The organism is Kitasatospora sp. NPDC090308 (assembly GCF_044769485.1).
Taxonomy (GTDB): domain Bacteria; phylum Actinomycetota; class Actinomycetes; order Streptomycetales; family Streptomycetaceae; genus Kitasatospora; species Kitasatospora fiedleri.
Genome location: NZ_JBIVXY010000025.1, coordinates 1 through 20,426, shown reverse-complemented (window position 1 = coordinate 20,426; position 20,426 = coordinate 1). Strand labels below are relative to the sequence as shown.

The window sequence follows — 20,426 nt, the reverse complement described above, 5'->3', positions numbered from 1 at the left end:
CACCCGCCCGGAAGGCCGTCCACCGACCCCCAACGAGCGCCGGCCCCCGCCCTCGACAGCCACGCCCGCGGCAAGACCCACCCCCGGCACCGCCGACAACCGCCCGCGCCCGGGGTCGCCGAAGGCCCCGCCCCGGCGACCTGCCCCGGCGCCCCGCTGCCCCGGTGGCGAGCCCGCCGGGCGGCGCTGAACCCGTCCCGTGGAGCGCCGCAGGCCCGTCCCACCCCGACCTGGCCCGCAACGCGGAGACCCCGCCACGGCCGGGGCCGTGGCGGGGTCTTCGGGTGGTGCGGGGTCGGGCGGTCAGGCGATCAGGCCGGGGATCTCCTGGATCGCGAACCAGAGCAGTTCGTGGTCCTCCGCGCCGTCGACGGTGAACTGCGCGTCCTGGTCGCCGCCGTCCGCGGCGGTGACCGCGCCGGCGGCGGCCGTCACGTCGGCCAGGACGTCCGGGTCGGTGTCGTCGGCGTGGACCGCGGCGGCCTTGGCGAGGCGGATCGGGCCGGCCAGGACGACCCGGCCGAGCGAGGCCTGGTCCTGGTACTCGTCGCCGGGGAAAGGCGTCACCGCCGAGTCGGCGACCTCGACGGCCAGCACCACCCGGCGGCGCGGGGCGTCCGGGTCGGCGGCCAGCAGCCGGACCGAGGAGAGCGCCGCCCGGTTGAGGGCCGCGTACTCCAGCTCCTCCAGGTCGTCGCTGACGTACCACTCGCGCAGCGCGGGCGTCACGGCGTAGGCGACGCTCTGCTCCAGGACGCCCTCGGGGTGCGCCACCGCCAGGTCCTTCAACGTGGTCGGCACGTACACGCGCATCGGGGCACCCTTCTGACGGTCTCACTGTGCGACGGGTCAAGAATACGCAGCCCGCCGGGCGGCCCGCGATGGCCCTCCGGCGCCCGGCCCCTGCGCCGATCAGGTCACCGCCGACGTCCCCCTACGGGCCGTTCCGCTGCCCGAGCCGCCGTCAACTCCGCGCCCCGGCACCGGCCGCGCCACCGTTGCGCCCGACGGGCCGCCACCCGTACGGGTGGATTTCCGGGCGCCGCCGCAGCCGCCGGAAACCCCTTGGCCCGCCCTCCGCCCGCCCGGTAGCAAAGGCCCCGGCAGCATCACTGCCACTGACACTCCCGCCACCGAGAGGGCCACGATGACCGAGCAGATGACCGAGCAGCAGCTCACCCGGACGCCCGGCCCCCGGATCCGTCCACTGGTCCGCCCCGCCCCCGCCACCCGCCGGCCGGTCCGCCACCCCCACCCGACCCCGTCCCCGGCCGCGCCCGCACACCCGTCCCCGCACCCGCACCCGTCCCCGCACCCCCACCCGGCCGGTGACGGCCCCCGCCCGGTCCGCAGCCCGCGCGCGGCCTGCGACGGGCCCCGCCCGCCGTACCGGCCCCGGACGGCCGCGCCCGGCAGCAGCGGGCACGCCGAGCTCGCGGGGCGGTTCGCGCACCGGCTGGTGGAGGTGCTGTGCGGGGCCCGCCCGGTGCACCAGTTGCAGCGGCACACCACACTGCCGGGCTTCCACCAGCTCGCGGCGCTGGTCCGGACCGGCCCGCTGCGCCCGCGCGGCCGCACCCAGCGTCCGCGGCTGGGCCGGGTGCACGACTGCGCGCCGGGCCCGGGCGCGGTGGAGGCGTGCGTACGGGTGGAGCTCGGCCCCCGGCACCACCTGCTGGCCTTCCGGCTGGAGCGGCACACCCGCACCGGCCAGTGGCAGTGCGCCGCCGTGGAGACCGGATGAGGCCCGGGAACGCGGCGGGGCGCCGCCCCCCGGAGGAAGCGGCGCCCCGTGCAGCGGAAGCGGCAGCCGGTGCGGATGCGGGTCCGGGCTCAGGCCTTGCGGCGCCGGCCGCCCTTCGCCGCCTTGGCGGCCTTGCGGCGCTCGGCGCGGGTCAGGCCGTCGCCCTCGTCCAGCGGGCCGTCCTCCTCGAAGTCGCCCTCGATCACGCCGCCGCCGACCTGGTCGGACGGGGCGATGTAGTGGAGCTTCTTGCGCTCGGGGGCCTCCAGGCCCTTGGCGCGGATCTCCGGGCGGGCGGCCGGGACGGCGGCGTCCTTCTCCAGCTTGTCGAGCAGCACCTGCTCGTCGTCCGGGACCGGGACCTCCTCGACCTGCTGCTCGACCTGGACCTCCAGGTTGAACAGGTAGCCGACGGACTCCTCCTTGATGCCCTCCATCATCGCGGAGAACAGGTCGAAGCCCTCGCGCTGGTACTCGACCAGCGGGTCGCGCTGGGCGTAGGCGCGCAGCGCGATGCCCTCCTGGAGGTAGTCCATCTCGTAGAGGTGCTCGCGCCAGCGGCGGTCCAGCACCGAGAGGACGACCCGGCGCTCCAGCTCGCGCATGATCTGCTCGCCGAGCTGGTCCTCGCGGCGGCCGTACGCGGCGGCGATGTCCTCCTGGATGACCTTGGTGAGGTACTCGGGGGTGAGACCGCCCTGGTCCGCGGCCTCCTCCTCCAGCTCGTCCAGGTCGAGCGAGACCGGGTAGAGCTGCTTGAGCGCGGTCCACAGCTTGTCGAGGTCCCAGTCGTCCTCGAAGCCCTCGCCGGTGGCGGCGTTGACGTACGCGGCGACGGTGTCGTCCATGAAGTGGCCGACCTGCTCCTGGAGGTCCTCGCCCTCCAGGACGCGGCGGCGCTCGCCGTAGATGACCTCGCGCTGGCGGTTGAGGACCTCGTCGTACTTGAGGACGTTCTTGCGGATCTCGAAGTTCTGCTGCTCGACCTGGGTCTGCGCGGAGGCGATGGCGCGGGTGACCATCTTCGACTCGATCGGCACGTCCTCCGGGACGTTCGCCATCGACAGCACGCGCTCGACCATGCCGGCCTTGAACAGGCGCATCAGGTCGTCGCCCAGCGACAGGTAGAACCGGGACTCGCCCGGGTCGCCCTGGCGGCCGGAGCGGCCGCGCAGCTGGTTGTCGATCCGGCGGGACTCGTGCCGCTCGGTGCCCAGGACGTACAGGCCGCCGATCTCCTGCACCTCCTCCTGCTCCGCCTTGACCGCGGCCTTGGCCTTCTCCATCGCGGCCGGCAGCGCGGCCTCGTACTCCTCCGGGGTCTCCTCCGGGGTGATGCCGCGCTGGGCCAGCTCGGCGGCGGCCAGGTGCTCGGGGTTGCCGCCGAGCATGATGTCGGTGCCGCGGCCGGCCATGTTGGTGGCGACGGTGACGGCGCCCTTGCGGCCGGCCTGGGCGACGATCTGCGCCTCGCGCTCGTGGTGCTTGGCGTTCAGCACCTCGTGCGGGATGCCGCGCTTGCGCAGCTCCTGCGACAGGTACTCGGACTTCTCGACCGAGACGGTGCCGACCAGGACCGGCTGGCCCTTCTCGTGGCGGTCGGCGATGTCCTCGACCACGGCGGCGAACTTGGCCGGCTCGGACTTGTAGATCAGGTCGGGCTGGTCGATCCGCTTGGGGTTCTTGTTGGTCGGGATCGGGACCACGCCGAGCTTGTAGATCTGGTGGAACTCGGCCGCCTCGGTGGTGCCGGTACCGGTCATGCCGGACAGCTTGTCGTACAGGCGGAAGAAGTTCTGCAGGGTGATGGTGGCCAGCGTCTGGTTCTCGTTCTGGACCTCGACGCCTTCCTTGGCCTCGATCGCCTGGTGCATGCCCTCGTTGTAGCGGCGGCCGGCCAGGATGCGGCCGGTGTGCTCGTCGACGATCATGACCTCGCCGTTGATGACGACGTAGTCCTTGTCCGCCTTGTAGAGCTCCTTGGCCTTGATGGCGTTGTTCAGGAAGCCGACCAGCGGGGTGTTCACCGACTCGTAGAGGTTGTCGATGCCCAGGTAGTCCTCGACCCGGGAGACGCCCTCCTCCAGGATGCCGACGGTGCGCTTCTTCTCGTCGACCTCGTAGTCGCGGTCGATCTTGAGGCGCTGCACCAGCTTGGCGAAGTCGTTGTACCACTTGGTGGCCTGGTCCGCCGGGCCCGAGATGATCAGCGGGGTGCGGGCCTCGTCGATCAGGATCGAGTCGACCTCGTCGACGATCGCGAAGTTGTGGCCGCGCTGCACCAGTTCGTCCTGCGACCACGCCATGTTGTCGCGCAGGTAGTCGAAGCCGAACTCGTTGTTGGTGCCGTACGTGATGTCCATCCCGTACTGGCGCTTGCGCTCGGCCGGCGACATGTTCGCCAGGATCACGCCGACCTCCAGGCCCAGGAAGCGGTGCACCCGGCCCATCCACTCCGAGTCGCGCTCGGCGAGGTAGTCGTTGACGGTGATCAGGTGCACGCCCTTGCCGGTCAGCGCGTTCAGGTACGCGGGCAGGGTGCCGACCAGGGTCTTGCCCTCGCCGGTGCGCATCTCCGCGACGTGCCCGTAGTGCAGGGCGGCGCCGCCCATGATCTGCACGTCGTAGTGGCGCTGTCCCAGGACGCGCTTGGCGGCCTCGCGGACGGTCGCGAACGCCTCGGGGAGGATGTCGTCGAGGCTCTCGCCGTCGGCCAGGCGGGTCTTGTACTCGTCGGTCAGCGCGCGCAGCTCTTCGTCGGTGAGGTTGACGAAGTCCTCTTCGATCGAGTTGACCTGGGCGGCAATCCGCTGCAGTTTGCGGAGGATCTTGCCCTCGCCTGCGCGCAGGATCTTGTCGAAGACGGACACGTGAGCGGGCTCCTTGCCTCATTCGGCTCTGGATGACTGCCGGTGGGGAGTCCACCCCACCGTACGGGCCATCGTATGCGAGGAGTCCGAGCGGCCGGGAGGTCCGTCAGCACGGTATTCCTGTGTCACCCCTGGGAGCACATCGTCCGATGCCGGGTCCAAACGGTCAAAGCGGTTCGCCGACGGCCGGTTGTCAGTGCCTGCGCCTAGCCTCGCCCCATGGCCGAGACCTTTGCCGAGACGTTCTCCGAAACCTCCGCCGCGGCCGCCGCGACGCCCGCGCCCGCCGTCCGGATCACCGCCGACCACGCCCGCCGGCTCGCGCTGCGCGCCCAGGGCCTGCTCGGCTCCCCCGACCGCCGCTCCGGCCCGCAGGGCGTGCTGCGGCAGCTCGGCGCCGTCCAGCTGGACACCATCTCGGTGCTGGCCCGCTCGCACGAGCTGGTGCCGTACGCCCGGCTCGGCGCGGTCGGCCGCCGCCCGGTCGAGCAGGCGTACTGGGGTCGGGGCACCGCCTTCGAGTACTGGTCGCACGCGGCCTGCGTGCTGCCGATCGAGGAGTGGCCGCTGTTCGCGTTCCGCCGCCGCGCCTACCGGGACAAGGGCCGGGTCTGGGGCCACCAGGTCCCGCCGGAGGCGTACGCCCGGGTGATCGACCAGCTGCGCGCCGAGGGCCCGCTGACCTCCACCGCGCTCGGCGGCGCCAAGCGGACCTCCGAGTGGTGGGACTGGTCCGACACCAAGATCGCCGTGGAGCGCGCGCTCGCCTTCGGTGACGTGGTGGTCACCGAGCGGCGCGGCTGGAAGCGGGTCTACGACCTGGCCGAACGGGCCGTCCCGGCCGAGCTGTTCGGGCAGGACCCGACCGACGCCGAGTGCCTGGTGCGGCTGGTGGCGCAGGCCGGGGCCGCGCTGGGCGTGGCCACCCGGGCCGACCTGATGGACTACCACCGCCTCAAGGGCGCCCAACTGGCCGCCGCGCTCCCGGAGTCGGGCCTGGTCCCGGTCGAGGTGGAGGGCTGGGGCGCCCCCGCCTGGGCCGACCCGGCGGCGCTGGCCGCGGAGCCGCGCGGGCGCCACCGCACCACCCTGCTCTCCCCGTTCGACTCGCTGGTCTGGGACCGCCCGCGCACCGAGCGGATCTTCGGCATGAGCCACCGCCTGGAGGCGTACACCCCCAAGCACAAGCGGGTGCACGGCTACTTCGCGATGCCGCTGCTGGCCGCCGGCCGGCTGGTCGGCCGGGTCGACCCGGCCCGCGAGGGCGGCACCCTGGTGGCCCGTCAGGTCTCGCTGGACGCACCGAAGTTCGTCCCCGCGCTGGCCGAGGCGCTGCGCGAGGCCGCCGACTGGGTGGGCTGCTCGGACGTCCGGGTGGAGCGGCTGGCGGACGAGTCGCTGCGGCCGGAGCTGGAACGGCTGCTGGGCTGAGCCGCGGCCGGGCCGAGCCGCCGCCCGGCCGAACGGACGCCGGGCCGAACGGACGCCGGGCCGAACGGCTGCGCGGCCGAACGGCGACGGCCGCCGGGCCCGGTCGGGTCCGACGGCCGTTCCCGGCTCGCGCTCAGCCTATTTCGAGGATCTTCTCACGCATCGCGTACACCACCGCCTCCATCCTGGAGTGCAGTTGGAGCTTCTCCAGGATGTTGCGCACGTGGTTCTTCACCGTGTTCTCGCTGATGAACAGCTCCTTGGCGATCTCCCGGTTGTTCATCCCGGTGGCCACCAGCTTGAGCACCTCCAGCTCCCGGTCGGTCAGCCGGGGCGCGGGCAGCAGCTCCCGGTCGTCCGAGCGGCGCTGGATCATCGACTTGAACTCGGTCAGCAGCTTGGCCGCCATCGACGGGCTGATCTGCGACTGCCCGTCGGCCACCGCGCGGATCGCGGTGGCCACCTCGTCGGTGGAGATCTCCTTCAGCAGGTAGCCGGTGGCCCCCGCCTTGATCGCCTCGTAGAGGTCGGCCTCCTCGTCGCTGATCGTCAGCATGATGATCTTGGCGCTGGGCACCACGTCCTTGATCGCGGTGCACGCCTCGATGCCGCTGCGCCGGGGCATCCGGACGTCCATCAGGATGATGTCCGGCAGCAGGTCGGCGGCCTTCAGCACGGCTTCCGCGCCGTCCCCGGCCTCGCCGATCACCCGGATGTCCGGCTCCTCGGCGAGCACGATCTCCAGGCCGCGGCGGAACAGCGCGTGGTCGTCCACCACCAGCACCCGGATCGGCTCCTCCCGGCGCGGCGGGAAGCCGGCGTCCTCGGGCCCCAGCCCCTCGCGCGAAAGCTCCGCCATCCGCTCCTCCCCCGCCCTCCGGTCACGTCCGACGCGCCCATCATTCCACGGCCCGGACCCGCCGCGATCACCCTGCGCCGTCGAACCGCCCGGCTGGGTGACCCCGTCCGTCCCGCCCGCCCCGCCCGTCCCGGCGGCCGCACCGGCGGCCCCCGCACGCGCCGGCGGCCTCCCGCACGCGCCGGCGGCCCCGGCGGCCGGGAGGGCCGCCGGGGCCACCGTGGTGCTCCGGCCGCGGGCGGGGCCCGCCGTCAGTCCGCCTACTCCTCGTCGGGCCCGTTGATCGCGCCGCCCGCCCCCGCGACGTCCGCGGCGGCGGCCTGGTCCTCCTTGAGGTGGATCACGCCGTAGTGGTAGCCGTGCCGGCGGTAGACCACGCTCGGCAGGCCGCTGTCCTTCTCCTGGAAGAGGTAGAAGTCGTGGCCCACCAGCTCCATCGCGTACAGCGCCTGGTCCAGCGACATCGGCGCCGCGGCGTGGGTCTTCTCGCGGACCACCAGCGGCCCGTCGCCCTCCACCTCCAGGCTGCCCGCCACGGTCCGGCGGGCCGCGCCGTCGGTCTCCGGGGCGGCCTCGGCGGCGGGCAGGTCGGCCAGCGCGGCGGTCGCCGCGGCGACGCTGAGCGGCGTCCGCCCGTTGACCCCGCCCTTGTGCACCCGGCGGCGGTCGGCGGACTTGCGCAGCTGCGCCTCCAACTTCGCGGAGGCGAGGTCCAGCGCCGCCCACGGGTCGCTGGCGGACGCCTCGGCCCGGATCACCGGGCCCCGGCTGCGGAGGGTGATCTCCACCCGGTCGGCGCGGTCGGCCTGGCGCGGGTTGGGCTCCTTGGACACCTCGACATCCAGGCTGATCGCCTTGGTGTCGAACTTCTGGACCTTCTCCAGCTTCTCGGCCACGTGCTCGCGGAACCTCTTGGGCACCTCGGTCTTGCGGCCCTTGACGACGATGTCCACGCAGAACTCCGATCCCTCGTGCTGACCGGCTCGGAGTGCGTCCCGAACCGGCGTGAGACCCAGCCGGACCAGTCGGTCACCGCCCGCCCCCCAGGACACCGCCCGGGGAACCCGCGAGGACCACCGGCCCTTACCTCACTTCCTCCCCACCAGGAGAATTCGAAACCCCTGGAAACCTCATGCAACACCTGACGCGGGGATCTCGCCTCCCCAGTCGGACGACCGTAACGAGGTCCGGCCGGCGGCCCGGCTGTTCCCCCCTGTCTACCCACCTACGGGTGAAACACCGGCGAACGGCTGGACAACACGCCCGGCACCGCCCACCGTATGGCTGATGCCGCCGCCCGGCGGGCGTTCCGGAGGGGTTCCGTGACCAGCCGCAGCACCGCCCACCAGGCCGGATCCGGTCCGGCCCCGGTCCTCGCCGCCCTGCTCGACCTGCTGCTCCCCGCCCGCTGCGCCGGCTGCGGAAGCGGCCTCACCGGCCTGTGCCCGCCCTGCCGCGCGCTGCTGGACGGCGCCGCCGCCGGGCCGGCCGGGCCGCACCGGCCGCCGCCCGGGCTGCCGCCGGTGCACGCCGCCGCCCGCTACGCCGGGCCGGTGCGCCAACTGCTGCTCGCCCACAAGGAACGCGGCGCGCTCCGGCTGGCCGCCCCGCTGGGCACCGCGCTGGCCGCCGCCGTGCGCTCCGCGACCGGCGCGGGCGCCGCCCCGCTGCTGCTGGTGCCGGTGCCCTCGGCCCGGTCCGCCACCCGGGCCCGCGGCCACGACCCGACGCTGCGGCTGGCCCAGGCCGCGGCCCGCGAACTGCGCCGCGGCGGCGTCGCCACCCTGGTCGCGCCGGTGCTGCGGCACAGCCGCCCGGTGGCCGACCAGGCGGGCCTGGGCGCCGCCGAGCGCCGCCGCAACCTGGACGGGGCGCTGGCCGTGCCGGCCCGGGACGCCCGGCGGCTGGCCGGGCACCGGCTGGTGCTGGTGGACGACCTGGTGACCACCGGGGCGAGCCTGGCCGAGGCGGCCCGGGCGCTGCGCGCGGCGGGCTGCCCGCCGCGGGCGGCCGCCACCGTCGCGGCCGCCGCCCGGCGGGACCGGGGAGGCCGGGGAGGCCGGGGCCACGGGCGGGCTCAGCCCGGGTAGACGAACGCGGTGGCGGCCTTCCCCTTGGTGGGCACCTCGTGCCACTGGTTGTCCTTGAGCAGCGACAGGCCGCGCTCCGAGGAGGCCAGCACGGCCGAACCGGCCGGGCCGCCCGAACCGACCGAGCCGCTGGGGCCGGCCGGCAGCCGGGCCTCGGTCGCGGACAGCGCGGTCATCGACTCGCCGCCCTGGAGCGGGGAGTCGGTGGACTGCGAGCCGTCGGTGCCCAGGAAGTGCAGCTGCTGGAGCCGGTCGGCCTCCTTGCCGAGCACCACCAGCTGGTCGGTGTCGCCCCAGGAGACGGCGGCGACCTCGGTCAGCTGCGGCGCGATGTCGCGCAGCGCGGTGATCCGGGCGGTCGGCTGCTGCGCGGTGCCGCCGTGCTGGACCAGGCCGAGCAGCAGGGTGGTCGGGCCGGCGCCGCGGCGGACCAGCAGGGCGATCCGGGTGCCGTCGGAGGAGATCCGCAGCGACTGCACGCTCTGCCCGCCCAGCCCGTCGACCTGCACCGGGACGACGGTGCGGTCGCGCACCATCAGCACCTTGGGCGCGGCCGGGTCGCGGTCGACCAGCCACAGGTCCTGCCGCCCGTCCCAGCTGGGCGAGGCCAGGCCCTGGTCGGGCTGGGGGGCGCGGCTGTGCACGATCGGCTCGCCGTACTTGGCGCCGTCGCCCAGCTCGGCCTCGACCAGGTCGCGGCCGTCGGCGCCGACCACCGCGGCGGCGCCGCCGTCCCGGCGGACCGCGACGGCACCGTTGCCGGGCCGGAACTGGCCGGGCTGCGGGGCCTGCCCGAGCACCCCGGGGACGGGGACCGGGTCGAGGCCGGTGTCCTGGTAGCGGGTGAGCCGGCCGTCGTCGAGCTGGATGTACGCGGCGACGCCGTTGTCGGTGCCGGCCAGCACGCCGGGGGCGACCAGCGCGGCCTCGGCGCTGCTGAGCGAGCAGCCGCCGCCGGTCATCGACAGGTCGAGCCGGTCCAGTTTGCTCTGCTGGTCGGCCAGGGTCTGGAAGAGCTGCTGGGCCATCTGCTTGCAGGCGGCCGGGTCGCCGCCCTCCAGCCGGACGGTGGCCGTCCGGTTCTCGCCGACCGAGGCGCCGAGCACCCGGACGTCGTCGAGCCTGGAGGTCACCACCGGGCCGAGCCAGCGCGAGGGCCCGTCGGCGGTGGCCTGGGCGGCCTCGGTGAGCGGGTCTATTCGGCGGCGCAGGTAGATCGGGTCGGGCACCAGCACCGGGGAGGTCTGCGGGTGGGCGGCGGAGGGGTCGGCCTGGGCGAAGAAGTAGCGGTGGACCGGCTTGTAGGTGTTCTTGAAGTTGGTCTGGTCGACGATCAGGCCGTCGGGCAGGTCGCTGATCCGCCACTCGCCCTTGTTCGGGCCGTCGGACTCCTTCACGAAGACGAAGGTCTGCTCGTACGGGTCGTTGGAGTGGGCCTGGTAGCTGTGCTTGGCGTCGAGCGCGGCGACCTGCTTGCCCGTGACCTGCAGTTCGACGGAGACGGTGTTCTCCGCGGGGGGCAGGCCGAGGGGCGAGCTCGGGGCGCCGGCCAGCACCACCACGCCCGCGTCGGGCCTCCAGTTCTGGGCCGCGACGGCGGTCAGGTACTGCTTGGCGGTGTCGTAGTCGGCCTGGTCGGCGTTGGAGGAGTCCAGGAAGCCGGCCAGCAGGTCCCGGGGGGTCTCGCCCTTGTGCGGGGCGACGGGGTAGACGTGCACCTGGAGGGCGTCGGCGGCGTTCTGCGAGACCTCCAGGCGCTGCGGGGCGCCGCCGGAGGGCATCGAGACGCAGCCGGTGGCGGCGGTCGCCAGCAGCACCGCCCAGCCCACCGCGAGGACCCGCCGGTCAGCCGTCCTGTCGGTCCTGCGCACCGGCGGTCCCCTCCTGGTCGGTGTCGGCGCCGCCCGGTGCGGGCGGGCCCGGCTGGGTCGGCCGGGCCCGGTCGACCACGATCTGCGCGCCGGTGGCGCCGTAGCCCGTGACGTCCGACGGGTCGGAGACCGGGGCGGCGGCGGGCCGGCCCAGGCCGGGGCCGATGCTGAGCACGCCGCCGAGGCCGGAGCCGAAGGCGTGCCGGTCGGTGTCCGGGGTCTCCGGGACGGCGGTGGACTCGCCGCCGGACAGCGCGGCCGTGCCGCGCGCGGTGCGCCGGTAGGGGGCGCCGGCCGAGGACATCCCGCGGTTGTAGCGGGAGTCCTCCGGCTCCAGCCGGAACGGGGCCCGGGAGATCTCGCCGCCGCGGGTGCGCGGCAGGGTCAGCCGGAAGTGCGAGCCGCCGCCGGGCTCGCCCCAGGCCTGGAGCCAGCCGCCGTGCAGGTGGGCGTCCTCGACCGCGATGGACAGGCCCAGGCCGGTGCCGCCGGTGGTCCGCACCCGGGACGGGTCGGCCCGCCAGAAGCGGTGGAACACCCGGGACGCCTCGCCCGGCTTGAGGCCGATGCCGTAGTCGCGCACGCCGACGGCGACCGCGCCCTCGGCGGAGCCGAGCCGGATCACCACGTCCCGGCCCTCGCCGTGCTCCAGCGCGTTGACCACCAGGTTGCGCAGGATGCGCTCGATCCGGCGGCCGTCGACCTCGGCGAGCACCGGGTTCTCGGCACCGCGGATCAGCACCGCGCTGCCCTTGGCCCGGGCCAGCGGGTCGGCGGCCTCCACCACCCGGGTCACGATGTCCCGCAGGTCGACCGGTTCGGCGTCCAGGATCGCCGCACCCGCGTCGAACCGGCTGATCTCCAGCAGGTCGGCGAGCAGCGACTCGAAGCGGTCCAGCTGGTCCTGGAGCAGCTCGGCGGAGCGGGCCGCCATCGGGTCCAGGTCCTCGCGGCTGTCGTAGATCAGGTCGGCGGCCATCCGGACGGTGGTCAGCGGGGTCCGCAGCTCGTGCGAGACGTCCGAGACGAACCGGCGCTGCACCCGGGACAGCTCCTCCAGCTTGCGGATCTGCGCCTGCAGGCCGTTGGCCATCCGGTTGAACGACTCGCCGAGGCGGGCGATGTCGTCGGTGCCGGTGACCTTCATCCGCTCGTCGAAGTGCCCGGCGGCGAGCCGCTCGGAGATCCCGGCGGCCATCCGCACCGGCGTGACGACCTGGCGGACCACCACCCAGGCGATGCAGCCGAGCAGGATCACCAGGAACAGCCCGGCGGTGGCCAGGGTGCCGATCACCAGGTTGAGGGTGGAGGTCTCCTGGTAGAAGGAGAAGACGTAGTAGAGCTGGTACGGGTTGCCGTCCGGGCCGGTGAACTGCTTGCCGATCGCCAGGCCCTTGTCGTCGTCGGGCTTGGCCTGGCTGTCCGGGGCGCGGTGCAGCCTGACCTGCTGCTCCTGCGGGTTGGCCTGGTCGGCGGCGACCTGGGCGCGCAGCGCGGGGGTGATCGAGTCGGGCAGGATCGAGCCGGAGTAGCGGGCGCCGCGCAGGTCGGCGCTGGAGGCGCTGGCCTGCTGGCCGCCGGGGGCGAGCGCGATCACCGAGTAGACGCCGGCGCCGCCGGAGGCCAGGTCGGAGACCTGCTTGGTCAGCCAGGCGTTGATCTGGTCTCGGGTCGGGTCGGCGGTGGCGCCGGCCTTGTTCTGGAGGTTGATCGCTTCGTTGATCTTGTCCTGCTCGATCTGGAAGCCGCCGAGGGCCTGCCCGTGGGCGGACTTCTGCTTGGTCTCCAGCAGGCCGGTGCGCACCTGGGCGACCACCACCACGCCGAGCACCAGCACCACCACGAAGGACAGCAGCAGTGTCATCGCGACCACCCGCAGCTGGATCGAGCGGCGGTACAGCGCCAGCAGCCGGCCCACCGGGTGCCGGAACGGGCGGACCACCGGCGCGAACAGCGCCGCCCACCACCGCCGGCGCGGCCGGCCGGTGGTGGAACTCAGCACGTCGCCGCGCACAGCGTGTTCCCCGCCGGAGTGCTCCTCCGACGGGGAGTCGTCAGCCCTCGCCTCGCTCATCCTCAGCTGGGCCCGGCCTTGTACCCGACGCCGCGCACGGTGACCACGATCTCCGGACGCTCCGGGTCCTTCTCGATCTTGGAGCGCAGGCGCTGCACGTGGACGTTGACCAGCCGGGTGTCGGCCGCGTGCCGGTAGCCCCAGACCTGCTCCAGCAGCACCTCGCGGGTGAACACCTGCCAGGGCTTGCGGGCCAGCGCGACCAGCAGGTCGAACTCCAGCGGGGTCAGCGGGATGCCGCGGCCCTCGCGCTTGACGGAGTGCCCGGCGACGTCGATCACCAGGTCCCCGATGGTCAGCTGCTCCGGAGTGGGCTCCTCGGCCCGGCGCAGCCGGGCCCGCACCCGGGCGACCAGTTCCTTGGGCTTGAACGGCTTGGTCACGTAGTCGTCCGCGCCCGACTCCAGGCCGACCACGATGTCGACCGTGTCGGTCTTCGCGGTCAGCATGACGATCGGGATGCCCGACTCGGCCCGGATCTGCCGGCAGACGTCGATGCCGTCCCGTCCGGGCAGCATCAGGTCCAGCAGTACGAGGTCCGGCTTGGTCTCCCGGAAGGCGGCCAGCGCCTTGTCCCCGTCAGCGACGAAAAACGGCTCAAAACCTTCACCCCGCAGCACGATGCCGAGCATCTCGGCCAGTGCGGTGTCGTCATCGACGACGAGGACGCGTCCCTTCATGTCTCCATCTTCTCATCACCTGAATGTGACCTGCGCCGCACGGCCCCGCCGTCCCGCGCCCCGACCCCCACCGAAGCAGTCATACCATCGCAAAGGTTGTGACCCGGGGCCCTCGGCCGGACCGTTGTGGATCAGCAACGGGACACCCCTGGGGTGCGCGTGCGCACCGTGGCACGATAAGCACCCCGAAGCACCCGAGCCAGGGTGCCCCGACGAGGAGCCTCGATGACCGAGACCCCGGGCTGGACCTCACCCGGTTCTCCTGAGCCACCGCCCGGCACCGCGGAAACCGGCCACCCGGCCCCCGCCGCCGCCCTCGCTCCCGGCGCCCCCGCGACCCCCGCCCCGGCGACGGCCGCCCCCGCCCTCCCGGGCACCCCGCCGGTCCCGCTGCGGCCGCTCGGCTTCGGCGAGCTGATGGACGGCGCGTTCGCGCTGGTCCGCCGCAACTGGCGGGCCGCGTTCGGACTCGGCCTGGGCCTCGGCGTGGTCGTCGAACTCGTCCAGGCCGGCGTCGACTGGTGGATCCACCTCAACGGCACCGACGTCGAGGCGGCGTTCTCCTCGTTCTTCACCCGCCCGGTCGCCGCCCTGGTCAGCATCCTGGCCGCCGGACTGCTCGCCCCCGTCGTCGGCAACGCCCTCACCGGCCGGGACACCACGCTCCGGGAGGCCTGGGCCCAGGTCCGCCCCCGGCTCGGCCGGCTGCTCGGCCTGTACCTGCTGGTGGCCGCCGTCCTGATCGGCGCGCTCGCCGTCCCGGTCGGCCTGCTGGCCCTGCTGGCCGCCGCCACCGACCAGCCCGGCTGGCTGGTCCTGCTGGTCCTCGCCCCGCTGCCCGCGGTCTGGCTCTCGGTGCGGCTGCTGCTCGCCCTGCCCGCGCTGATGCTGGAGAAGCAGTCCGTCGGCCACGCCCTCAAGCGCTCCTGGCGGCTGGTCCGCGGCGCCTGGTGGCGGGTCTTCGCCCTGCTGCTGGTGTTCTCGATCTGCCTGTACTTCCTCACCGAGGTGCTGCTCGTCCCCGGCCGGCTGGTCGCCGACCTGGTCGTCGGCCTGTCCGACGGCTTCGGCAGCGACGACACCGACGCCACCGTCGGCATCGCCGTCACCGCGGTCGGCGGCACCCTCGCCCACACCGTCACCGTCCCGCTGGCCGGCGCCCTGTTCGCCCTGGTCTACGCCGACCGGCGGATCCGCCGCGAGGCGCTCGACCTGGAACTCACCGGCGCCGCCGGCCGACCCGGCCCCGACCGGGCCGCCGCGCCCGCCCCCTCGGGAGTCTGACCGGATGGGGACCAGGGGGGAGGGGGCGCTGCTCGCGAACGGCGCCCCCGTCGACGTACCGCGCGACGCGGCCCGCGACGCCGCGCACGAGGAGCTCCGCAAGGCCGTCTACCACCAGCACGACCCCGGCGTCGTCGAACGCGTCACGGACTGGATCGGCAACCGGATCGGCCGGGCCTTCGACGGCTTCGCCGCACCGCTCGGCGGCGGCGGCAACGCCGCGCTCGTCGTGCTGCTGGTCGTCCTGCTGGCCCTGGCCGGCCTGGCCTGGTGGCGCTACGGCGCGCCCCGCCGGACGGCCCGCTCCACCGGCACCCTGTTCGCCGGCGCCGAAGGGCCGCGCAGCGCCGCCCGGTACCGCGCCGACGCCGCCGCGCACGCCGCCGCCGGCGCCTGGGCGGACGCCGTCCGCGACCAGATGCGCGCCCTGGTCCGCGGGCTGGAGGAACGCACCGTGCTCTCCCCCCGGCCCGGCCGCACCGCCGACGAGGCCGCCGCCGAAGCAGGCCGCGCCCTGCCCCCACACGCCACCGAACTCGCCTCCGCGGCACGGCTGTTCGACGACATCGCGTTCGGCGACCACCCCGCCGACGAACGCGCCTACCGGCTGCTCGCCGACCTCGACCACGCCCTCGGGCGCACCCGCCCCACGCCCGTCCCGGCCGGCGGAGGAACCGCATGACCGCCACCGCCCCGCCGCCCGCCACCGCCGAGCCCGCCGACGAGCCCGCCGGCCCGCCGTCCGCCGGACCCGCCCGGCCGGCACCCCGCACCCGCCCGGGCGCGCTGTGGCGGCGCTCCCGCTGGTGGCTGCTGGCCGCCCTGGTCCTGGCCCTGGTCGGCACCCTGGTCGCCGGCATCCCCGGCAGCTCCGCCTACGACCCGCTCGACCCGCGCTCCGGCGACCCCGACGGCACCCGCGCCGCCGACCAGCTGCTGCGGCAGCACGGCATCGACTCCCGCACCGCCGCCGGCCCCGCCGAACTCGCCGCCGCCCTGCGCGCCGACGACACCACCCTCGTTCTCACCCGCCCCGGCGAACTCGCCTACCACGACCTCGCCGCCCTCGCCGCGCTCACCCCCGGCCGCCGCAGCCGCCTCGTCCTGATCGCCCCCGACCAGCCGGCCCTGAACGCCTTCGCCCCCGGCGTCGACGCCCTCTCCGGCAGCGGCGCCACCCTCCCCGTCGCCCCGTCCTGCCCGCTGCCCGAGGCCGCCCGGGCCGGCACCGCCACCCTCGGCGGCCAGAGCTACCAGGGACGCCCCGGCGACACCGGCTGCTACCCCGCGGCCGGACACCACCTGCTGGTCAGCCGCACCCTCGGCGACCAGCAGGTGATCGCCCTGGGCACCGGCGCCCCGCTCACCAACGGGCTGCTCGACCACGAGGGGAACGCCGCACTCGCCCTCGGCCTGCTCGGCGCCGACCCGCACCTGGTCTGGCAGACCCTCGGCCCGAACGACTACGCCGCCCCCGAACAGCCCAAGACCCTGGGCGACTTCATCCCCGCCGGCTGGTACTGGGGCACCCTGCAACTCGCCGTGGCCGGCCTGCTCGCCGCCCTCTGGCGCGGCCGCCGCCTCGGCCCGGTGCTCACCGAACGGCTGCCCGCCGTGGTCCGCGCCTCCGAGACCACCGAGGGCCGCGCCCGGCTCTACCACCGGGCGAACGCCCGCGGCCACGCCGCCGAGACGCTGCGCCGCGCCGCCCGCCACCGGGCCGCCGCCGCCCTCGGCCTCCCGCACACCACCGGGGACCCGGACCCGGCCGCCCTCACCGAGGCCGCCGCCGCCCGGCTCGGCCGCCCCGCCGCCGACCTCCAGCACCTGCTGTACGGCCCGGCCCCCACCGACGACGCCGCGCTGCTGCGGCTCGCCGACGACCTCGACGACATGGAATGGCAGGTACGACAGCCGTGACCGAAGCCGTGACCGACCAGCTGCTCAAGACCGTCCCGGACCGGTCCGGCGACGCCCGCGCCGCCCTCACCGGCCTGCGCGAGGAGATCGCCAAGGCCGTGGTCGGCCAGGACGCCGCCGTCACCGGCATCGTCGTGGCCCTGCTCTGCGGCGGCCACGTCCTGCTGGAGGGCGTCCCCGGCGTCGCCAAGACCCTGCTGGTGCGCACCCTGGCCACCGCCCTCGACGTGGGCACCAAGCGCATCCAGTTCACCCCCGACCTGATGCCCGGCGACGTCACCGGCTCCCTGGTCTACGACACCCGCACCGCCGAGTTCTCCTTCCAGCCCGGCCCGGTCTTCACCAACCTGCTGCTCGCCGACGAGATCAACCGCACCCCGCCCAAGACCCAGGCGTCCCTGCTGGAGGCCATGGAGGAGCGCCAGGTCACCGTCGACGGCGAACCCCGCAGGCTCCCCGAGCCGTTCCTGGTCGCCGCCACCCAGAACCCGGTCGAGTACGAGGGCACCTACCCGCTGCCCGAGGCCCAGCTCGACCGCTTCCTGCTCAAGCTGATCCTCCCGCTGCCCACCCGCGACCAGGAGTTCCAGGTCCTGTCCCGGCACGCCAACGGCTTCGACCCGCGCGACCTCGCCGCGGCCGGCGTCCGCCCCGTCGCCACCGCCGCGCACCTGGCCGCCGCCCGCGCCGAGATCGCCGGGCTGACCGTCTCCCCCGAGGTCCTCGCCTACATCGTCGACCTGGTCCGGGCCACCCGGCAGTCGCCCTCGCTCGCCATGGGCGTCTCCCCGCGCGGCGCCACCGCCCTGCTCAACACCTCCCGGGCCTGGGCCTGGCTGGCCGGCCGCGCCTACGTCACCCCCGACGACGTCAAGGCACTCGCCCTGCCCACCCTGCGCCACCGCGTCCACCTGCGCGCCGAGGCCGAGATGGAGGGCACCACCGCCGACAGCGTCATCCAGGCCGTCCTCGCCCAGACGCCCGCGCCCCGGTAGCCCGCCCGGGCCGGGGCCCCGCCCCGGCCCACCGCCGTCCCCACCCCCAGAAAGCGAGCCAGCACCCCATGGCCCTGACCGGCCGAACGGCCCTCATCGCCGCCCTCGGCGCCCTCCTGGTGGGGCTGGTCCTGCCCTCCTGGACGGGCATCGGCGCGGTCGTGCTGCCCCTGCTCGCCGCCGTCGCCGCCGACCTGCTGCTCGCCGCCCCGGTCCGCCGCCTGCGCCTGGAACGCTCCGGCGCCCCCACCGTCCGCCTCGGCGAACCCACCACCGTCGACCTGCTCGTCACCAACCCCTCCGGCCGCCCGCTGCGCGCCCTGATCCGCGACGCCTGGTACCCCGCCGCCTGGGCCCCCGGCACCGCGTACGCCGCCTCCCGGCACACCGCCACCGTCCCCGCCGGCGAGCGCCACCGCCTCACCACTCCGCTCGCCCCCACCCGGCGCGGCGACCACCACGCCGGCAAGGTCACCGTCCGCTCGCTCGGCCCGCTCGGCCTGGCCGGCCGCCAGGCCACCCTGGACGCCCCCTGCCGCGTCCGCGCCCTGCCGCCCTTCACCAGCCGCAAGCACCTCCCCTCCCGCCTCGCCCGGCTGCGCGAACTCGACGGCCGCACCTCCGTCCTGACCCGCGGCCAGGGCACCGAGTTCGACTCCCTGCGCGAGTACCTCCCCGGCGACGACGTCCGCTCCATCGACTGGCGCGCCAGCGCCCGCCGCAGCACCGTCGCCGTCCGCACCTGGCGCCCCGAACGCGACCGGCACGTCCTGATCGTCCTCGACACCGGCCGCACCTCCGCCGGCCGGGTCGGCGACGCCCCCCGCCTGGACGCCGCCCTGGATGCCGCCCTGCTGCTCACCGCCCTCGCCACCAAGGCCGGCGACCGGGTCGACCTGCTCGCCCACGACCGCCACCGCCGCGCCGCCGTCGCCGGACGCTCCCCCGCCGAGGTGCTCCCCGCCTTCACCGACGCGATGGCCCTGCTCGAACCCGCCCTGATCGAGACCGACCTGCGCGCCCTCACCTCCACCGCCCTGCGGATGGCCCCGCAGCGCTCCCTGATCGTCCTGCTCACCGGCCTCGACGCGCACCAGATCCAGGAGTCGCTGCTCCCCCGACTCCCCCTCCTCACCAAGCGCCACGAGGTCGTCCTCGCCTCCGTCGCCGACCCCCGCCTGGACGAACTCGCCCGCGCCCCCCGCACCACCGTCCGCGACGTCTACGGCGCCGCCGCCGCCGAACAGACCCGCGCCGACCGCCGCCGCACCGCCGACCTGCTCACCCGCCGCGGCGTCACCGTCCTGGACGCCCCGCCCGAGACCGTCGCCCCCGCCCTCGCCGACGCCTACCTCGCCCTCAAGGCCGCCGGCCGCCTCTGACGACCCGTCTCCCGCCCCCGCCGGAAACCGCGTTGCCGCCCCCCGACCGCGGTTGCTTGGATGTCCGGGTGCTGTACCAAGAAGAGCTGATCGCCCGCGTCCGCACCGCCTGCGAAGCCGACCTCGGCCTGGACGCCGCCCTGATGTACGGCTCCTTCGCCGCCGGCGAGGCGGACGCCCACAGCGACATCGAGTTCTGGCTGTTCTTCACCCCGCACCGCCGCGCCGAGATCGACCCGGCCGCGTGGTGCGCCGCCATCGCGCCGACCAGCCACGTCCTGCTCAACGAGTTCGGCTCCCACGTGGCCTTCTTCCCCGGCCTGGTCCGCGGCGAGTTCCACTTCGCCACCGCCGACGACATCCCCACCGTCGCCACCTGGCCCGCCCGCGGCGCCGCCGTCGACCGCATGCTCCTGGTCGACCGCAGCGGCGCCCTGGCCCCCGTCCTGGCGGCCCTTCCCCGGCACCGCGCCCCCGCCCCCGACGACCCCGACGTCATCGCCCGCCACTGCGACCCGCTCGCCAACTGGCTGGTCCTCGCCCACCACCTGACCGCCCGCGGCGAACACCTCCGCGCCTGGGACGCCCTCGGCCACGCCCACCGCCACCTCCTCTGGATGGCCCGCCTCGCCGAGAACTCCACCGCCCACTGGCTGACCCCGTCCCGCGCCGCCGAACACGAACTCTCCCCCACCACCACGGCCGACCTCCGCGCCACCACCGCCCCCGCCGACCCCCACTCCCTCACCACCGCCCTGCGCGCCGCCAGCACCCTCGGCCAACGCCTCTGGACCACCCTCGCCACCCGCCACCGCCAGCCCTTCCCCACCGCCCTCTTCGCCGAACTCGACGCCGCCCTCGACACCCTCCCCACCCGATGAACCACCTCACCTTCCACCACCTCGGCCTCCCCGACCTGGCCCGCCGAGTGCCGAAACCGACCGCGGGCTCCACCCCACTCACCGTCCTGCCGGTCGACCTCGAAGCAGACCTGCGCCTCAGCGACCCCGCCGACAACGACCGCACGATCTGGAACGAGACCGCCTCCCCCGTCGCCGAACTAGCTCCGACTCCCCGCCGGCGAAGGCAGACGGGAGGACTTCACCTTCGACTCGATGTCCTACGACGTCCCCGGAAATGCAGAAAGGGCCCCAGCCGTGAGGCTGGAGCCCTTTCTTGAAAGATTGTTCGGCGGCGTCCTACTCTCCCACAGGGTCCCCCCTGCA

The 20,426-nt window shown here is 74.9% G+C and carries 16 protein-coding genes; 9 read left to right on the top strand and 7 right to left on the bottom strand.

What is annotated here, in order from left to right:
• Positions 1-303 precede the first annotated feature (303 nt).
• A complete protein-coding gene (locus ACIQVD_RS32725) occupies positions 304-813 on the bottom strand; it encodes a DUF6912 family protein (protein ID WP_100838034.1) in 510 nt (169 codons plus the stop codon).
• Between the two features lie 334 nt (positions 814-1,147).
• Here ACIQVD_RS32725 and ACIQVD_RS32720 point away from each other — a divergent pair, with 334 nt between their 5' ends.
• Positions 1,148-1,744 (top strand): Rv3235 family protein, encoded by a 597-nt coding sequence (locus ACIQVD_RS32720; RefSeq protein ID WP_402292567.1) that lies wholly within the window; start codon positions 1,148-1,150, stop codon positions 1,742-1,744.
• Positions 1,745-1,833: 89 nt separating this feature from the next.
• Here ACIQVD_RS32720 and secA read toward each other — a convergent pair whose 3' ends face one another.
• A complete protein-coding gene (gene secA / locus ACIQVD_RS32715; RefSeq protein WP_402292566.1) occupies positions 1,834-4,614 on the bottom strand; it encodes a preprotein translocase subunit SecA in 2,781 nt (926 codons plus the stop codon).
• A gap of 219 nt (positions 4,615-4,833) precedes the next feature.
• Between secA and ACIQVD_RS32710 the strand changes: the two genes are divergently transcribed.
• The gene (locus tag ACIQVD_RS32710; RefSeq protein ID WP_402292565.1) at positions 4,834-6,045 is read left to right on the top strand and encodes a winged helix-turn-helix domain-containing protein; all 1,212 of its coding nucleotides are present in this window, start codon (positions 4,834-4,836) and stop codon (positions 6,043-6,045) included.
• A gap of 133 nt (positions 6,046-6,178) precedes the next feature.
• Here ACIQVD_RS32710 and ACIQVD_RS32705 read toward each other — a convergent pair whose 3' ends face one another.
• Together ACIQVD_RS32705 and hpf are read right to left on the bottom strand one after the other, a co-directional pair.
• Complete coding sequence (locus ACIQVD_RS32705; RefSeq protein ID WP_100838030.1) at positions 6,179-6,904, bottom strand: response regulator transcription factor; 726 nt, start codon at positions 6,902-6,904, stop codon at positions 6,179-6,181.
• Positions 6,905-7,164: 260 nt separating this feature from the next.
• Positions 7,165-7,857 carry a ribosome hibernation-promoting factor, HPF/YfiA family gene (gene hpf, locus ACIQVD_RS32700; RefSeq protein WP_400692553.1) on the bottom strand — a complete coding sequence of 231 codons (693 nt, stop codon included), beginning with the start codon at positions 7,855-7,857 and terminating at the stop codon, positions 7,165-7,167.
• 369 nt (positions 7,858-8,226) lie between these two features.
• Here hpf and ACIQVD_RS32695 point away from each other — a divergent pair, with 369 nt between their 5' ends.
• On the top strand, positions 8,227-8,994 hold the full coding sequence (locus ACIQVD_RS32695) for a ComF family protein (RefSeq protein WP_402292564.1): 768 nt from the start codon (positions 8,227-8,229) through the stop codon (positions 8,992-8,994).
• On the opposite strand, the gene ACIQVD_RS32690 is transcribed toward ACIQVD_RS32695, so the two are convergent.
• From ACIQVD_RS32690 to mtrA, 3 genes are read right to left on the bottom strand one after another with little or no spacing between them, the layout of a single operon-like run.
• The gene (locus tag ACIQVD_RS32690) at positions 8,982-10,865 is read right to left on the bottom strand and encodes an LpqB family beta-propeller domain-containing protein (protein WP_402292563.1); all 1,884 of its coding nucleotides are present in this window, start codon (positions 10,863-10,865) and stop codon (positions 8,982-8,984) included. The two genes, ACIQVD_RS32695 and ACIQVD_RS32690, sit on opposite strands and share 13 nt — an antisense overlap.
• A complete protein-coding gene (gene mtrB, locus ACIQVD_RS32685) occupies positions 10,840-12,939 on the bottom strand; it encodes an MtrAB system histidine kinase MtrB (RefSeq protein WP_402292561.1) in 2,100 nt (699 codons plus the stop codon). The genes ACIQVD_RS32690 and mtrB overlap by 26 nt, the downstream gene beginning before the upstream one ends.
• A 2-nt stretch (positions 12,940-12,941) precedes the next feature.
• Complete coding sequence (gene mtrA / locus ACIQVD_RS32680) at positions 12,942-13,619, bottom strand: MtrAB system response regulator MtrA (protein WP_030459579.1); 678 nt, start codon at positions 13,617-13,619, stop codon at positions 12,942-12,944.
• Between the two features lie 225 nt (positions 13,620-13,844).
• Here mtrA and ACIQVD_RS32675 point away from each other — a divergent pair, with 225 nt between their 5' ends.
• The 6 genes from ACIQVD_RS32675 (at position 13,845) to ACIQVD_RS32650 (ending at position 20,081) form a co-directional block, all read left to right on the top strand.
• Positions 13,845-14,903: a glycerophosphoryl diester phosphodiesterase membrane domain-containing protein gene (locus tag ACIQVD_RS32675; RefSeq protein ID WP_402292560.1), complete on the top strand. Its 1,059-nt coding sequence runs from the start codon at positions 13,845-13,847 to the stop codon at positions 14,901-14,903.
• Positions 14,904-14,907: 4 nt separating this feature from the next.
• Positions 14,908-15,585 (top strand): DUF4129 domain-containing protein, encoded by a 678-nt coding sequence (locus ACIQVD_RS32670; RefSeq protein ID WP_402292559.1) that lies wholly within the window; start codon positions 14,908-14,910, stop codon positions 15,583-15,585.
• Entirely contained in the window at positions 15,582-16,823 is a 1,242-nt protein-coding gene (locus ACIQVD_RS32665) for a DUF4350 domain-containing protein (protein ID WP_402292558.1), read from the top strand. Before ACIQVD_RS32670 ends, ACIQVD_RS32665 begins: the two co-directional genes overlap by 4 nt.
• Positions 16,802-17,818, top strand: a complete 1,017-nt coding sequence (locus ACIQVD_RS32660) for an AAA family ATPase (RefSeq protein WP_400692532.1) — start codon at positions 16,802-16,804, stop codon at positions 17,816-17,818. Before ACIQVD_RS32665 ends, ACIQVD_RS32660 begins: the two co-directional genes overlap by 22 nt.
• 68 nt (positions 17,819-17,886) lie before the next feature.
• Positions 17,887-19,200, top strand: coding sequence for a DUF58 domain-containing protein (locus ACIQVD_RS32655; RefSeq protein WP_402292557.1), 1,314 nt, complete (start codon positions 17,887-17,889; stop codon positions 19,198-19,200).
• Between the two features lie 68 nt (positions 19,201-19,268).
• Positions 19,269-20,081: a hypothetical protein gene (locus tag ACIQVD_RS32650; RefSeq protein ID WP_400692526.1), complete on the top strand. Its 813-nt coding sequence runs from the start codon at positions 19,269-19,271 to the stop codon at positions 20,079-20,081.
• Positions 20,082-20,426: the final 345 nt, after the last annotated feature.

Excerpts from the sequence above, each read along its gene's own strand:
- ACIQVD_RS32660 (WP_400692532.1), top strand. The coding sequence starts at position 16,802 with ATGGCAGGTACGACAGCCGTGACCGAAGCCGTGACCGACCAGCTGCTC.
- ACIQVD_RS32670 (WP_402292559.1), top strand. The coding sequence starts at position 14,908 with ATGGGGACCAGGGGGGAGGGGGCGCTGCTCGCGAACGGCGCCCCCGTC.
- ACIQVD_RS32675 (WP_402292560.1), top strand. The coding sequence starts at position 13,845 with ATGACCGAGACCCCGGGCTGGACCTCACCCGGTTCTCCTGAGCCACCG.
- ACIQVD_RS32725 (WP_100838034.1), bottom strand. The coding sequence starts at position 813 with ATGCGCGTGTACGTGCCGACCACGTTGAAGGACCTGGCGGTGGCGCAC.
- mtrA (WP_030459579.1), bottom strand. The coding sequence starts at position 13,619 with ATGAAGGGACGCGTCCTCGTCGTCGATGACGACACCGCACTGGCCGAG.
- ACIQVD_RS32655 (WP_402292557.1), top strand. The coding sequence starts at position 17,887 with ATGGCCCTGACCGGCCGAACGGCCCTCATCGCCGCCCTCGGCGCCCTC.
- ACIQVD_RS32705 (WP_100838030.1), bottom strand. The coding sequence starts at position 6,904 with ATGGCGGAGCTTTCGCGCGAGGGGCTGGGGCCCGAGGACGCCGGCTTC.
- mtrB (WP_402292561.1), bottom strand. The coding sequence starts at position 12,939 with ATGAGCGAGGCGAGGGCTGACGACTCCCCGTCGGAGGAGCACTCCGGC.
- ACIQVD_RS32710 (WP_402292565.1), top strand. The coding sequence starts at position 4,834 with ATGGCCGAGACCTTTGCCGAGACGTTCTCCGAAACCTCCGCCGCGGCC.
- ACIQVD_RS32665 (WP_402292558.1), top strand. The coding sequence starts at position 15,582 with ATGACCGCCACCGCCCCGCCGCCCGCCACCGCCGAGCCCGCCGACGAG.
- ACIQVD_RS32720 (WP_402292567.1), top strand. The coding sequence starts at position 1,148 with ATGACCGAGCAGATGACCGAGCAGCAGCTCACCCGGACGCCCGGCCCC.